Below are 13,892 nucleotides of genomic sequence, written 5' to 3' on the forward strand. Positions count from 1 at the left end.
GGCGGGGATCCATCTCCCACCCCCACCCCCGCCGCAAGGCCGGCGGCCCACCCGCAAGACCCGCGCACCCCAATTCGACCTCCCGCCCGGGCCTTTCCCCTTGCCCTTCCCCGATCCATGCCCGACATAGCAGGGACCATGGCCCAGTTCGCCCGATCGCCCCTCACCGCCGTCCTGGGCCCCACCAACACCGGCAAGACCCACCTCGCCGTCGAACGCATGTGCGGCCATAGCTCCGGGATGATGGGCTTCCCGCTGCGCCTGCTGGCGCGGGAAGTCTATGACCGGGTGGCCGGCATGAAGGGCCCGGCGCAGGTCGCCCTCATCACCGGCGAGGAAAAGATCGTGCCCCCCGGCGCCCGCTATTTCCTCTGCACCGCGGAATCCATGCCGATCGGTCGGCAGGCCGGGACCGCGAACGAAGGGCTGGCGGATTACGCCTTCGTCGCCCTGGACGAAGCCCAGCTCGGCGCCGATCCGGAACGCGGCCATGTCTTCACCGACCGCCTCCTGCGCGCCAGGGGCCGGGAGGAAACGATGATCCTCGGCTCGGCCAGCATCGGCCGGGTGGTGAAGGCGCTGGTCCCCGATGCGGAGATCATCGGCCGCCCGCGTTTCTCGACGCTCAGCTATGCCGGCGCGAAAAAGCTCTCCCGCCTGCCCAAGCGTTCCGCCATCGTCGCCTTCTCCGCCGAGGAGGTCTATGCCGTGGCGGAAATGCTCCGCCGCTTCCGGGGCGGCGCGGCGGTCGTGATGGGCGCGCTCTCGCCCCGCACCCGCAATGCGCAGGTGCAGATGTTCCTGAACGGAGAGGTCGACTATCTGGTCGCCACCGACGCGATCGGCATGGGCCTCAACCTCGACGTCGCGCATGTCGCCTTCGCCTCGCTGCGCAAATATGACGGCCGCCGCACCCGCCGCCTGACCGTCGCGGAAATGGCGCAGATCGCCGGGCGCGCCGGCCGCCACCACCAGGACGGCACCTTCGGCAGCCTGGGCCATGAGGATGGCGACGCCGCCTTCACGCCGGAGGAGATAGAGGCGATAGAGGCGCACCGGTTTCCGCCGGTGGAGCAGCTTTTCTGGCGCAACGGCACGCCGCGCACCGACCGGCTGGATCACCTCATTTCCGATCTGGAGCAGAAGCCCGAACGCCCCGAACTGCGCGCCGCGCCCGAAGCGGTCGACCTCGCCGTGCTCAGGCGGCTCGCCGACGACCCGCTGGTGATCGATCGGGCACGCGGCAGGAAGCAGGTCGAACGGCTCTGGGCCGCCTGCGGCCTGCCCGATTTCCAGAAGCTGGGCGCCGAACATCATGCCCGCGCCGTCAGCCGCATCTGGCGCTTCCTGTCCGAAGGGACGGGCCACATCCCCCGCGACTGGTTCGCCCAGCAGATTGCGCGACTCGATTCGGTTCAGGGCGACATCGACACCCTCTCCGGCCGGATCGCCGCCGCCCGCACCTGGTCCTACATCGCCCATCGCGCCGACTGGCTCGCCCATCCGGCGGAAATGGCGGAGCGCACCCGCGCCCTCGAAGAAAAGCTCTCCGACGCGCTCCACGCCGCGCTGACGCAGCGTTTCGTGGACCGGCGCACCACCGTTCTGCTAAGGGACATCGGCCAAAGCGCGGCCAATCTGCCGGTCGAAATCGAACAGGACGGGACAGTCTGCGTCGATGGCGAGACGATCGGGCGACTTGACGGATTTCGTTTCTCGGTCGATCCCGCTACCCGGCATCAGGACAGGAAGATGCTGCTGGCGGCCGCTGAACGGCGCCTTGGAAGGATATTGCGAGTGAAGGCTGACGAATTGCTGGGCGCACCCGATACCGATTTCGCGCTCATGGACGAAGCAGGGCAGGCCCCCGGCATAAGCTGGAAGGGCGATCCGGTGGCGACGCTGCACGGCGGCCCCGCGCTGCTGACCCCGGAAATCCGTCTGGACCGCGCGCTCCTCGCAATGGGACAGGATGTGCAGAAGCAGGTGGCGGCCCGCCTTGCCGCATGGATGGACGCGCAGAAGGAAAAGCATCTGCTGCCCCTCACCAGGATGGTGGGCAGCAGCGCCGATCCCGAAGTCCCCGCCGTCGTCCGCGCCGTCTTCGCCCAGCTTGCCGATGCCGGCGGCGTCATCGCGCGCACCGAACTCGATTCGGCGCTCGGCCATCTCGACAAGGACCAGCGCCATCTGCTGCGCCGCGCCGGCATCGACATCGGCGTGCTCGACATCTATCATCCCGGCCTGCTGAAGCCCGGCGCCGCCCGCTGGCGCGCCGCCCTGCTGGCCGCGCGCCTGGGCAAGCCCTGCCTGCCCCTGCCCGGCCCCGGCCTCACCCTGATCCCGGCCGGCGAAAAGCCTGAGCAGATGGGCGCCCGCATCGCCGGCTTCCGCGGCTTTGGCGAACAGATGCTGCGCATCGACATGGCCGAACGCATGGCCCGCACCGCGCATGAGGCCATCGCCAGGAACGAGGCCTTCACCGCGCAGAGCCCGCAGATCGTCTCGCTCGGCCTGTCGGAGGACGCCTTCCTGCAACTGATGCGCCTCGCGGGCTTCCGCGCCGTGGAGGCGCCTGCGGAGGGCGGACCCAATTGGGCCTTCCGTGGCCGGCAGAAGGCGCGGACGCACCAGCAGCATCCGGGCCGCGAAAAGCGCGGCGCGCCCGCCCAGGGCAAGCCCCGCAACGACCGGGGGCCGCGCCCCGCCGCCTCGTCCGGCCCTGCCCCCACCGGCAACCATGCCTTTGCGGGCCTTGCCGAACTGCTGGGCCGCAATGGCTGACGCGGGCCTGGTCGCGGCCCACGGCCCCAGCCTGCGCATCGACAAGTTCCTCTGGTTCGCGCGCCTCGCAAAGAGCCGTTCGGTCGCCCAGAAAATGGCGGAGGACGGCCATATCCGCCTCAACGGCCGCCGCATCGAACGCTCGCACGCGCCGGTGCGGGCCGGCGACCTCATCACCTTTCCCCATCCCAGCGGCGTCCGGGTCGTCCGCATCCTCCAGCTCCCCGGCCGCCGAGGCCCCGCCCCCGAAGCCCAGTCCTGCTATGAGGAACTGACGGTCGGCGCCTGACCCCCCCCTTTGTCGTTCCCGCGAAGGCGGGAACCCATCTCCCAACATCGCCCCCGGCTCATCGGCAGGGAAGATGAATCCTCGCCCCCACAGGGATAACGGGAAAAAGCCCACTACCCGCGCCCCAACAATATCCTCATTGACCTTCGCGCCGACCGCGCATAGCAGGGCGCCGATTGTCTCCCTACCAAGAGTGCTGACCCATGACCTATGTCGTGACCGATAACTGCATCCGCTGCAAATATATGGATTGCGTCGAGGTTTGCCCCGTGGACTGTTTCTACGAGGGCGAGAACATGCTGGTCATCAATCCGAACGAGTGCATCGACTGCGGCGTGTGCGAACCGGAATGCCCTGCCGAGGCGATTCTGCCCGATACGGAGAACGGCCTGGAAAAATGGCTGGAGCTGAACACGAAATTCTCCGCCGAATGGCCCAACATCACCGTCAAGGGCGAAGCCCCCGCCGACGCCGACGAGATGAAGGGCATCGAAAACAAGCTGGAGAAATTCTTCTCGCCGGAGCCCGGCGCGGGCAGCTGAAACGCCACGCCGCAAGGCTGTCGCGAACCGCCGCCGGCATCCTCATGAAGACTAGCTGTTGCGTTTAATTTGCACCGCCACTCCCGGATTTTGTGTCCGGGGGTGGCAATTTTGTTACGAATCTGCTAAATAGGCGCCAACAGGTGGACATGGTCGCGTCCACTACGGAGACAAATGCCTGATGTTATGATGGTGGCGCCGCGCTTCCCCTGGCTCGTGCACCTTTTCGCACCTGCAACGCGAATGCCACCGCTCCCCCGAAGACATGGAAAGGTTTCAAATGGCTGCCAAGGCGCTGTCCTTTGACGTAGGTGATTATGTTGTTTACCCCAAGCATGGCGTTGGCCGCGTCATAGAACTGCAGAAGGAGCAGATTGCGGGCATGGAGCTGGAACTCTATGTCCTGCGCTTCGAAAAGGAGCGGATGACGCTCCGCGTGCCCACGAACAAGGCCGAGGGCGTCGGCATGCGCAAGCTTTCCTCCAACAAGACGCTGGAGGAAGCGGTCGAAACCCTGAAGGGCAAGCCCAAGGTGAAGCGCACCATGTGGTCGCGCCGCGCGCAGGAATATGAAGCGAAGATCAATTCGGGCGATCTGGTGTCGATCGCCGAAGTGACCCGCGACCTGTTCCGCGCCGACGATCAGCCGGAACAGAGCTATTCCGAACGGCAGATCTTCGAAGCCGCGTCCAGCCGCCTCGCCCGCGAACTCGCGGCGATGGAGGAAACGGACGAGCCGAGCGCGCTCAAGAAGATCCTGCGCATCCTCAACGAAGCCGCACCCCGGCATGCGAAGGTGGAAGGCTGACGACATCCGGCTGAGCCGACAACGGCAGGCCTGAATTAAGGGCGCCCCGAACAGGGCGCCCTTTTTTTGCAATCCAACCGGACGAACGGCGGGAAACCGCCGGTGCGGCGCCGGGCCTATTCGCCCTTCGCGGCGCCCGCCGCGTCCTTCGCCGCATCTCCGACATCGCTCGCCGCCTGGCCGACCTGCGTGGCCGCGCTCTCGACCGCGCTGTCCTTCCGGCTCTGGCTGCTGATCAGGAAGAAGGCGGCAATCGCCACGACCACGACCAGCAAGAGAACCGCCACCATGGTTCCGCCGCCGCCACGCTTCTCGATGATCGTGGTCGTCGCCGGACGATCCTGATAATCCGCCATAGAAATCCTCCTCGTCTTCACGCCACCCGGCGGCATAAATGCGCAAGCGAGCGGGCGGGTTCCTGACCGGATCAGCGGCAATAGCCCTCCCGGCCCGGCAGCACGATCAGGCAATCCTGCCGGCCGGCAAGATCCTTGAACCCGGTTTCCGCGCCCGTGCCCGGACGAATGCTCAGGTCCCTGCCGTCGCGCACGAAGCGGATCGTCGCCCCTTCGGCCACGCCGGGATAGTCTCCCTGCCGGTCCAGATTGTCCTGATTGGCGACGGCATAATGTCCGGGCCGGCCATCGGGCGACGGCTGGATGTCCAGGAACAGCCCCTCCGGCCCATTCCACCGCCCGACCCACTCGTCGGTGGGCAGGCCCGCCGCCCCGTTGGCGGCGGCATTGACGGCATCCGGCTCGGCAATCGCCTCCACATCGGCCGGCTGCGCGGCATTGTTCGCGGCCCCGCCCTCGTCGGCGCTCCTGGCGCAACCGGAAGTTAGCGCTCCCATCGCCATCAGCGGGAGAATCAGGCCCAGATTGCGACGATTCATCCATCTTTCTCCTTGCAATTGACCCGATAAACCGCTGAACGCGGGGCTTCGATCCATTTCCCGACAGGGGGCGGAGCCGCTTGCCAGCGGCTGCGACGGGAAGGCAGGATCATGGGCGGGGAAAAGAGATGGAGAACAAGGTTGAGGGGCGCCCGGAAAGGGCGCGGTTCGTTCGCGAATCCGCCGATGTCCGGCGGCAGGCCCTGATCGAGGCGACGGCGCGCTGTCTTTCGGAAAAGGGCGTGGGCGGCACCTCCGTCCGCGCGATCTGCGCCTATGCCGGGGTTTCGGCCGGTTTGCTCACCCATTATTTCGACGGCGTCGACGCGCTGATCCTGGCCACCTATCGCGATGTCGGTGAAAAGGTCGCCGCCGCCATGGAACGCGCCGTGGCGGAGGCCGGCTCCTGCCCCCGCGCGCGGCTTTGGGCCTATCTGCGCTCCAACTTCCAGCCGCCCGTGCTGGACCCCGATCTGCTGGCGACCTGGATTTCCTTCTGGAGCCTCAACAAGACCAATCCCGCCATCGCCGCCACCCATGCGGAAACCTATGGCGGCGGGCGCGAACGCATGGAGGTGCTGCTGCGCGAGGCGGCGCCCCAGATTCCCCGTCCCGACGCGCGCATCGCCGCCATCGGGCTTACCGCGATGATCGACGGCCTGTGGCTGGAACTGTGCCTCGACTCCTCCACCTTCACCATAGAGGAAGCGCTGGGCATGCTGGAGGAGGCGATGAACTACGTCCTGCAAAAGCCGAGAAGCGGCTAGATCGATCAATGAAGCTGGCGGTGATCGTTTTTATCAATCAACCTTGTCGATAAAACCAATTTCACGGCGCCCTGCGCTTTCCCTACATGGGTCGGGCAACAGCAACCCCCTAAAAAGGAACTGGAAAGCCCATGGCGCTTATCAACACGACCATCAAGCCGTTCAAGGCCACCGCTTACAAGGAAGGCAAGTTCGTCGACGTGACCGACGCCGACGTGAAGGGCAAGTGGGCCGTCTTCTTCTTCTACCCCGCCGACTTCACCTTCGTCTGCCCGACGGAGCTGGAGGATCTGGCCGACATCTACCCGACGCTGCAGAAACTGAACGTAGAGGTGTACTCGGTGTCGACCGACACGCATTTCAGCCACAAGGCCTGGCACGACACCTCGCCGGCCATCGGCAAGATCAACTATTATATGCTGGGCGACCAGTCGGGCCAGATCACCAATAATTTCGACGTGATGCGCCCGGGCGTGGGCCTTGCCGACCGCGCGACCTTCCTGGTCGATCCCGAAGGCGTGATCCAGTTCATGGAAATCACCTCGGAAGGCGTCGGCCGCAACGCGACCGAACTGCTCCGCAAGGTCAAGGCCGCGCAATATGTCGCCGCCAACCCCGGCGAAGTCTGCCCGGCCAAGTGGGAAGAAGGCGAAGCGACCCTTGCTCCGTCGCTCGACCTGGTCGGCAAGATCTGAAGACCTGAAAGGGCGTCTGCCGGATCGGGTCGAGTTCCTCCCTGATCCGGCAGGGCCTCTGCATGCCGCGTGCTCCTGCCTTCGCAAGAGCACGATGAAGTCAAATCGCATCATCGCAAACACCGCCGGGCCTTCGGGTCGCACCGTTCCGGCGAACATGTAGCCGCGCCCCGGATAGGCGCGCCCAACCCAAGGAGACCGAAGATGTTGGACGCAAATCTGAAGGCCCAGCTCAAGGCCTATATGGCGAACATCACCCAGCCGATCGAGCTGGTCGCGTCGCTGGACGACAGCCCCAAGAGCCGCGAACTCAAGACGCTGCTGGATGAGATCGCCGAACTGTCGGACAAGGTGACGATCGCCGCCGGTAACGCCAGCCGCGTCCCCAGCTTCATGATCCGCCGCACCGGCACGGACATCGGCGTCACCTTCGCCGGCCTGCCCATGGGGCATGAATTCACCTCGCTCGTGCTGGCGCTGCTCCAGGTCGGCGGCCATCCGTCGAAGGCCGCGCAGGACCTGATCCAGCAGATCAGGGATATTGACGGCGACTTCGCCTTCGAAACCTATTTCTCGCTCTCCTGCCAGAACTGCCCCGACGTGGTGCAGGCGCTGAACCTGATGAGCGTGCTCAACCCGCGCATCAGCCACACCGCCATCGACGGCGCGCTGTTCAAGGAAGAGGTCGACGCGCGCAAGGTCATGGCCGTGCCCACCGTCTTCCTGAACGGCGAACCCTTCGCCAGCGGCCGCATGGAGCTGGAGCAGATCGTCGCGAAGATCGACAGCGGCGCGGCGGCCCGCGCGGCGGAGAAGATCAAGGCCCAGGACCCGTTCGAGGTGCTGGTGGTGGGCGGCGGCCCCGCCGGCGCGGCGGCGGCCATCTATGCGGCGCGCAAGGGCATCCGCACCGGCGTCGCGGCGGAACGCTTCGGCGGCCAGGTGCTCGACACCATGGACATAGAGAATTTCATCTCGGTCAGCCGCACCGAAGGGCCCAAGCTCGCCTCCGCGCTGGAAGCGCATGTGAAGGACTATGATGTCGAGATCATGAACCTCCAGAAGGCGGCGAAGCTGATCCCGGCCAAGGCCGAAGGCGGCTATCACGAAGTCGTCCTCGAAAATGGCGCATCGCTCAGGGGCCGCACCGTCATCCTCTCCACCGGCGCCCGCTGGCGGCAGATGGGCGTGCCCGGCGAGGATGAATATCGCAACAAGGGCGTCGCCTACTGCCCCCATTGCGACGGTCCGCTGTTCAAGGGCAAGCGCGTCGCGGTGATCGGCGGCGGCAACAGCGGCGTGGAGGCGGCGATCGACCTCGCCGGCATCGTCGCCCATGTGACGCTGATCGAATATGACAGCCAGCTCCGCGCCGACGCCGTGCTCCAGCGCAAGCTCGCCAGCCTGCCCAATGTCAGGATCATCACCTCGGCCCTGACGACCAGGGTCGACGGCAATGGCGAGAAAGTGACCGGCCTCAGCTACAAGGACCGCAACAGCGGCACGGAGCATGATGTCGAGCTGGAGGGCATTTTCGTCCAGATCGGCCTCGTCCCCAACACCGAATGGCTGAAGGACGCGATCGCCCTCTCCCCGCGCGGAGAGATAGAGATCGACGCGCGCGGCGAAACCAGCCAGCCGGGCATCTTCGCGGCAGGCGACTGCACGACCGTGCCCTACAAGCAGATCGTGATCGCCATGGGAGCCGGATCGACGGCGGCGCTGTCCGCCTTCGACTATCTCATCCGCCTCCCCGCGACGGAGGAAACCGCGGAAGCGGCCTGATCGGAATGCCGGGAATCAGGAAGGCGGCGGGCTCTCGCAGGAACCCGCCGCCTTCCTGCCCCGTCCGAAGGGCCCCTAACGCCGCATCAACCTCAGCCGGAATATCCCCGGATCGACCTCCAGCATCGGCGCGCCCGCTCCCACCCTCGCATCGTCGCGCTGCGCCAGCACGACCGGCGCCTGCGGCGTGAAGGTGGCGACCGCGCTCCCCGGATCGCCCACCACCAGCGCATCCACCATCAGCGCGGGGCTCAGCCGGTCCGACGTCACGCTGACCAGCGTGCCGATCTGCGTCATCCCGAACAGCTTGCGGGCAAAGGCCTGGGGCAGGCGAATGCACCCATGGCTCGCCGGATAGCCGGGATTATGCCCGGCATGCAGCGCGATCCCGTCCCAGGTCAGCCGCTGCATGAAGGGCATGGGCGCGTTGGAATAGAGGTTCGACCGATGCCATTCCCGCTTCTGCAACACCGGAAACTCGCCGGTGGGGGTGCGATGCCCCTTCATGCCGGTCGACACGCTGGCGACCCCGACCAGCCGGTCGCCGTCATAGACATGCACCCTCTGCCGCTCGATGCTGATGACCAGATAGAGCGGCCCGGCAAAGGGCCCCTCCTCCAGCCAGCGATAGCCCCCCGGCCCCAGCGCCTCCTGCGCCCCGGCCGGCGGCGCCACCGCACAGGTCAGCAACAGCAGGAAGGTCAGAAAGGCGCGCATAAACACCTTCTTAACCATAAGACGGCGCAGCGCCAGCCCCCGGCGGACTCGCATCGGTATCGGATCGGGACGGTCGTCGCCCCGGCGCGTCCCTAAAGCAGGCTCAACTGCGCGACCGGCGCAAAGCTCCTGCGGTGCAGCGGCGTCGGCCCATGCTCGCGCAGCGCGGCCAGATGCCGGGCGCTGCCATAGCCCTTGTTGCTTTCCCAGCCATAATGCGGGTGCGCCGCCGCCGCCTCGATCATCATCCGGTCGCGCGCCTCCTTCGCCAATATGGATGCCGCCGCGATGGACAGGCATTTGGCGTCGCCCTCGACCACCGCCGTCGACGCCCAGCGCCATTGCGGACAGCGGTTGCCATCCACCAGCACATGCGCGCAGTCATGGGTCAGCGCCTCCACCGCCCGCGTCATCGCCAGCATCGTCGCCCAGAGGATGTTGAGGCTGTCGATCTCCTCGACCGAAGCGACCCCCAGGCCCCAGCACAGCGCCCGCGCCTTGATCTCCCCCTCCAGCACGGCCCGCTTCGCCGCGCTGAGCTGCTTGCTGTCGTTGAGCCCGTCCGGGCAATCCTCCCGCCGCAGGATCACCGCAGCCGCCACCACCGGCCCGGCCAGCGGCCCCCGCCCGGCCTCGTCCACCCCGGCGACCAGCCCCGGATGATGCCGCAATTCATGGGCGAAATCAGGCATGGTCATGAAATCCGAACGGCGCGCCCATCGGCCCATGTCCGCCGCCAAGGCCGGGCGCCAGCGCCAGCGCCTCCCGCACATATTTGCGCGCCCGCTCGATCGCGTCGATCATGTCCCGTCCCTGCCCCAGCCCGGTCGCGATCGCGCTGGCCAGCGTGCAGCCCGTGCCATGGCTGTGCCGCGTGTCGATCCGCGCATTGCTCCAGGCCTTCACCACGCCGCCCGGCCCGATCAGCCGGTCGGTCAGCATCGGCCCCTCGCCATGGCCGCCCTTGGCCAGCACATGCGTCGCGAAGCGGACCGCGATCTCCTCCCCGCCCAGCGCCTCCAGCTCCGGAATATTGGGCGTCACCAGCGCCGCCAGCGCCATCAGCCGCTCGAACGCCGCCACCGTCGCCTCATCGGCCAGCGCCGAACCGCTGGTCGCCACCATCACCGGATCGAAGACGATGGGCACGCCTTCCAGCGCCGCCAGCCGCTCGGCCACCGCCGCCGCCGTCTCCGCCGATCCGATCATGCCGATCTTCACCGCGTCGACCCCGATGTCGCCGATCACGCTTTCCATCTGCGCGATCACCATGTCGGCCGGCACCGGATGGACGCCCTGCACGCCCAGCGTGTTCTGCGCGGTGATCGCGGTGATCGCCGTCATGGCATGGCCGCCCAACAGCGTCACGGTGCGGATGTCGGCCTGGATGCCAGCCCCGCCGCCGCTGTCGGACCCGGCGACGATCAGGATGCGGGCGATGCTCATCCCCCGAAACGCCGCTCCCCCGAAGCCGGATGCCGCTTCAACGCATCCCCCACCCGCGTCGGCCGGTCCATCAACTCCCCGCCGCAATTGGGGCAGCGGTCGTCCAACGCCTCCGCGCAGGGCGCGCAAAAGCTGCATTCGAAGGAACAGATGAACGCCCCCGGCTCGTCGGCGGGCAGATCGACGCCGCAGCGTTCGCAATCGGGCCGCATCTCAAGCATGGACGATCGCCCTCCGTCCGCCGTTCCCGCGCAGGCGGGAACCCATCTCCCGCCGCCTCCCCCGGCCCGGACGCGCCGGAAAGGCAGCGCCATATCGGCAAGGACAACCGCAACGCAACGCCGTCACGCCGCCGCCTTCGCCACGGCGTCGCAGATGCGCTCCACCACGTCCCTGACCTGTTCCTCGCGGTCGCCTTCCGCCATCACCCGGATCACCGGCTCGGTGCCGGACGGACGGATCACCAGCCGCCCGCACCCGTTCAGCTCCGCCTCCGCCTGCGCGATCACCTTCCGCACATCCTCATGCTCCAGCGGCCTGCCGCCGGAAAAGCGCACATTCTTCAGCAATTGCGGCACCGGATCGAACTGGTGCAACACCTCGCTCGCCGGCTTGCCGGACCGCACCAGCGCCGCCAGCACCTGCAGCGCCGCCATCGTGCCGTCGCCGGTCGTCGCATAGTCGGACAGGATCATGTGCCCCGACTGCTCGCCCCCGACGTTGAAGCCGCCCTCGCGCATCCGCTCCAGCACATAACGGTCGCCCACCTTGGTCCGCTCCAGCGCCATGCCCTGCCCGGCCAGAAACCGCTCCAGCCCCAGGTTCGACATCACCGTCGCCACCAGCCCGCCGCCGCGCAGCATCCCCGCCTTCGCGAAATTGCCCGCGATCAGGGCCATGATCTGGTCGCCGTCGACGATCGCGCCATGCTCGTCCACCACGATCAGCCGGTCGGCATCGCCGTCCAGCGCGATGCCGATGTCGGCGCCCGACGACACCACCGTTTCCTGCAACAGCAGCGGCGCGGTCGATCCGCACTGGTCGTTGATGTTGATGCCGTTGGGCGTGACGCCGATCGCCACCACCTCCGCCCCCAATTCCCACAGGGCGGAAGGGGCGACCTGATAGGCCGCGCCATTGGCGCAATCGACCACGATCTTCAGCCCGTCCAGCCGCAGATCGGCGGGAAAGCTGGACTTGACCGCATGGATATAGCGGCCGCGCGCATCCTCCACGCGGCGGGCGCGGCCGATGTCCTGCGACGCGGCCAGCGGGATCTGCTGGTCCAGCATCGCCTCGATCTTCAGCTCATCCTCGTCCGACAGCTTGTAGCCGTCCGGGCCGAATAATTTTATGCCATTGTCGAAATAGGGATTGTGGCTGGCCGAAATCATCACGCCCAGGTCGGCGCGCATCGAATGGGCCAGCAACGCCACGGCGGGCGTCGGGATCGGCCCGAACTGCACCACGTCCATGCCGACCGCCGTGAACCCGGCGACCAGCGCATTTTCGACCATATAGCCCGACAGCCGCGTATCCTTGCCGATCACCACGCGATGGCGATGGGTGCCGCGCTGGAAATGCTTGCCCGCCGCCATGCCGACCTTCATCGCCAGTTCGGCGGTCATCGGCCATTGGTTGGTGCGCCCGCGAATGCCGTCCGTACCGAAATATTTCCTGCTCATCGTCCCTGCCCGCCCCGCGGTGAAGCTCTCATGCTTCCCATAGCAATCTTTGTTCGACTTTCCAGCAAGGACCGGCCATCCCCTTGCGAATGGACGGATTCAATGCAGCGGTCGACGCCCTTTCCGGCGCGGTCTTCATGAAGGTGCCGGTGCTCGGCGCGCAGATCGAGCTGATCGTGCTCTATCTGGCGCTGCCGATGCTGTTCTTCACCCTCTGGCTCGGCTTTCCCAACCTGACGGCGGTGGGCCGGGCGCTCCGCATCCTCAGGGCGCAGCCGCATGCGGGCGAGGCGAAGGGCGACGTCAGCCAGTGGGGCGCGCTGTCGACGGCGCTGTCGGGCACCATCGGCCTCGGCAATATCGCGGGCGTCGCGGTCGCGCTGACGATGGGCGGGCCGGGCGCGATCCTCTGGATGTTCATCATCGGCTGGTTCGCCATGACGGTGAAGATGGCGGAAGTGACGCTGGGCCTCAAATATCGCGTCTTCGACGCGCAGGGCCATGTGCATGGCGGGCCGATGTATGTGCTGAAGGCGGTGGGCGCGGCGCGCGGCTGGCCGAAGATCGGGCTGATATTGGGCGGCTTCTACGCCTTTTTCGCGCTGTTCGGGGCGATCCCCATGGTGCAGGTCAACCAGAGCTTCGCGCAGGTGAAGGTGGTGACCGGCTTCGCCAATGGCTGGGCCTATGGCACGATGCTGGCCGGCGCGGTGGCGCTGGTGACGCTGGGCGGCGCGGCCTGGCTGGGCGAGGTGGCGAAGCGGCTGACGCCGCTCAAGGTCGCGGTCTATCTGATCGGCGTCGCGACCGTGCTGATCCTCCACGCCGCCGCCATTCCGGGGGCGCTGGCGGACATCTGGCACGGCGCATGGAACGGGCAGGCCGCGACCGGCGGCGCGGTGGGCGCCTTCGTCGCGGGCATGCGGCGCGCCGTCTTCGCCAGCGAGGCGGGCGTGGGATCGGCGGTGATGGCGCACAGCCTGGCGCGGGTGCGGCATCCGGTGTCGGAGGGGCTGGTCGCCCTGCTGGAACCGCTGCTCGGCACGATGATCGTCTGCGCGCTGGGCGGGCTGGCGCTGGTCGTGGCGGGCACATGGAATGGCGGGCTGGAGGGGATCGCCATCACCTCCGCCGCCTTCGCGCAGGTTTCGCCCTCCTTCCCCTGGCTGCTGGCGGTGGTCGTGGTGCTGTTCGCCTATTCGACGCTGGTCGCCTGGGGCTTTTACGGGCTTCAGGCCTGGGGCTATCTGTTCGGCAACGGTCCCCGGGCGCAATGGACCTACAAGATCCTCTATATCGTCGCCCTGCCCCCCGCCGCCGCCATCGACCTCGGCCGCGTGGTCGGCATCGTCGACAGCAGCTTCTTCCTGATGGCGATCCCCAATGTCATCGCCCTCTACCTCTGCGCAGGCGAACTGCGACGCGACGTGCGGACCTATCTCGCCGCGCCCGAAGAGGACTAGGATCGATTTCAGCAAG

15 protein-coding genes are annotated in these 13,892 nt (G+C 67.1%); 8 read left to right on the forward strand and 7 right to left on the reverse strand.

The window, feature by feature from the left end; genetic code table 11:
• Nucleotides 1–138 precede the first annotated feature (138 nt).
• The 4 genes from A0J57_RS12595 to A0J57_RS12610 all read left to right on the forward strand — a co-directional run bounded on the left by A0J57_RS12595 (nucleotide 139) and on the right by A0J57_RS12610 (nucleotide 4,423).
• A complete protein-coding gene (locus tag A0J57_RS12595) occupies nucleotides 139–2,784 on the forward strand; it encodes a helicase-related protein (RefSeq protein WP_235600864.1) in 2,646 nt (881 codons plus the stop codon).
• On the forward strand, nucleotides 2,777–3,073 hold the full coding sequence (locus A0J57_RS12600; RefSeq protein ID WP_044661669.1) for an RNA-binding S4 domain-containing protein: 297 nt from the start codon (nucleotides 2,777–2,779) through the stop codon (nucleotides 3,071–3,073). The genes A0J57_RS12595 and A0J57_RS12600 overlap by 8 nt, the downstream gene beginning before the upstream one ends.
• A 203-nt stretch (nucleotides 3,074–3,276) precedes the next feature.
• Nucleotides 3,277–3,615 carry a ferredoxin FdxA gene (fdxA, locus tag A0J57_RS12605; protein WP_025551122.1) on the forward strand — a complete coding sequence of 113 codons (339 nt, stop codon included), beginning with the start codon at nucleotides 3,277–3,279 and terminating at the stop codon, nucleotides 3,613–3,615.
• A gap of 280 nt (nucleotides 3,616–3,895) precedes the next feature.
• Nucleotides 3,896–4,423 carry a CarD family transcriptional regulator gene (locus A0J57_RS12610; protein ID WP_025551124.1) on the forward strand — a complete coding sequence of 176 codons (528 nt, stop codon included), beginning with the start codon at nucleotides 3,896–3,898 and terminating at the stop codon, nucleotides 4,421–4,423.
• Nucleotides 4,424–4,539: 116 nt separating this feature from the next.
• On the opposite strand, the gene A0J57_RS12615 is transcribed toward A0J57_RS12610, so the two are convergent.
• On the reverse strand, nucleotides 4,540–4,779 hold the full coding sequence (locus A0J57_RS12615) for a hypothetical protein (RefSeq protein ID WP_025551125.1): 240 nt from the start codon (nucleotides 4,777–4,779) through the stop codon (nucleotides 4,540–4,542).
• Nucleotides 4,780–4,850: 71 nt separating this feature from the next.
• Nucleotides 4,851–5,318, reverse strand: coding sequence for a hypothetical protein (locus A0J57_RS12620; RefSeq protein ID WP_061940235.1), 468 nt, complete (start codon nucleotides 5,316–5,318; stop codon nucleotides 4,851–4,853).
• A 128-nt stretch (nucleotides 5,319–5,446) separates the two neighbouring features.
• On the opposite strand from A0J57_RS12620, the gene betI reads away from it, so the two are divergent.
• From betI to ahpF, 3 genes are all read left to right on the forward strand, one after another.
• Complete coding sequence (betI, locus tag A0J57_RS12625; RefSeq protein ID WP_044661667.1) at nucleotides 5,447–6,085, forward strand: transcriptional regulator BetI; 639 nt, start codon at nucleotides 5,447–5,449, stop codon at nucleotides 6,083–6,085.
• 131 nt (nucleotides 6,086–6,216) lie between these two features.
• Nucleotides 6,217–6,780 carry an alkyl hydroperoxide reductase subunit C gene (ahpC, locus tag A0J57_RS12630; protein ID WP_013040906.1) on the forward strand — a complete coding sequence of 188 codons (564 nt, stop codon included), beginning with the start codon at nucleotides 6,217–6,219 and terminating at the stop codon, nucleotides 6,778–6,780.
• Between the two features lie 204 nt (nucleotides 6,781–6,984).
• Nucleotides 6,985–8,565 carry an alkyl hydroperoxide reductase subunit F gene (gene ahpF / locus A0J57_RS12635; RefSeq protein WP_048577134.1) on the forward strand — a complete coding sequence of 527 codons (1,581 nt, stop codon included), beginning with the start codon at nucleotides 6,985–6,987 and terminating at the stop codon, nucleotides 8,563–8,565.
• Between the two features lie 75 nt (nucleotides 8,566–8,640).
• Here the strand turns inward: ahpF and A0J57_RS12640 are convergent, their stop codons facing one another.
• The 5 genes from A0J57_RS12640 to glmM form a co-directional block, all read right to left on the reverse strand.
• Nucleotides 8,641–9,282: a L,D-transpeptidase family protein gene (locus A0J57_RS12640; RefSeq protein WP_201030939.1), complete on the reverse strand. Its 642-nt coding sequence runs from the start codon at nucleotides 9,280–9,282 to the stop codon at nucleotides 8,641–8,643.
• 92 nt (nucleotides 9,283–9,374) lie between these two features.
• The gene (locus tag A0J57_RS12645; protein ID WP_025551133.1) at nucleotides 9,375–9,974 is read right to left on the reverse strand and encodes a ribonuclease HII; all 600 of its coding nucleotides are present in this window, start codon (nucleotides 9,972–9,974) and stop codon (nucleotides 9,375–9,377) included.
• The gene (gene thiD / locus A0J57_RS12650) at nucleotides 9,967–10,728 is read right to left on the reverse strand and encodes a bifunctional hydroxymethylpyrimidine kinase/phosphomethylpyrimidine kinase (RefSeq protein ID WP_061940237.1); all 762 of its coding nucleotides are present in this window, start codon (nucleotides 10,726–10,728) and stop codon (nucleotides 9,967–9,969) included. The genes A0J57_RS12645 and thiD overlap by 8 nt, the downstream gene beginning before the upstream one ends.
• Nucleotides 10,725–10,949, reverse strand: a complete 225-nt coding sequence (locus A0J57_RS12655) for a DUF1272 domain-containing protein (RefSeq protein ID WP_061940239.1) — start codon at nucleotides 10,947–10,949, stop codon at nucleotides 10,725–10,727. The genes thiD and A0J57_RS12655 overlap by 4 nt, the downstream gene beginning before the upstream one ends.
• A 123-nt stretch (nucleotides 10,950–11,072) precedes the next feature.
• A complete protein-coding gene (glmM, locus tag A0J57_RS12660) occupies nucleotides 11,073–12,413 on the reverse strand; it encodes a phosphoglucosamine mutase (protein ID WP_025551139.1) in 1,341 nt (446 codons plus the stop codon).
• Nucleotides 12,414–12,502: 89 nt separating this feature from the next.
• Between glmM and A0J57_RS12665 the strand changes: the two genes are divergently transcribed.
• Complete coding sequence (locus A0J57_RS12665; RefSeq protein ID WP_061940241.1) at nucleotides 12,503–13,876, forward strand: sodium:alanine symporter family protein; 1,374 nt, start codon at nucleotides 12,503–12,505, stop codon at nucleotides 13,874–13,876.
• The last annotated feature ends 16 nt before the right edge of the window (nucleotides 13,877–13,892 follow it).

Source organism: Sphingobium sp. 22B (assembly GCF_001580035.1).
Taxonomy (GTDB): domain Bacteria; phylum Pseudomonadota; class Alphaproteobacteria; order Sphingomonadales; family Sphingomonadaceae; genus Sphingobium; species Sphingobium fuliginis.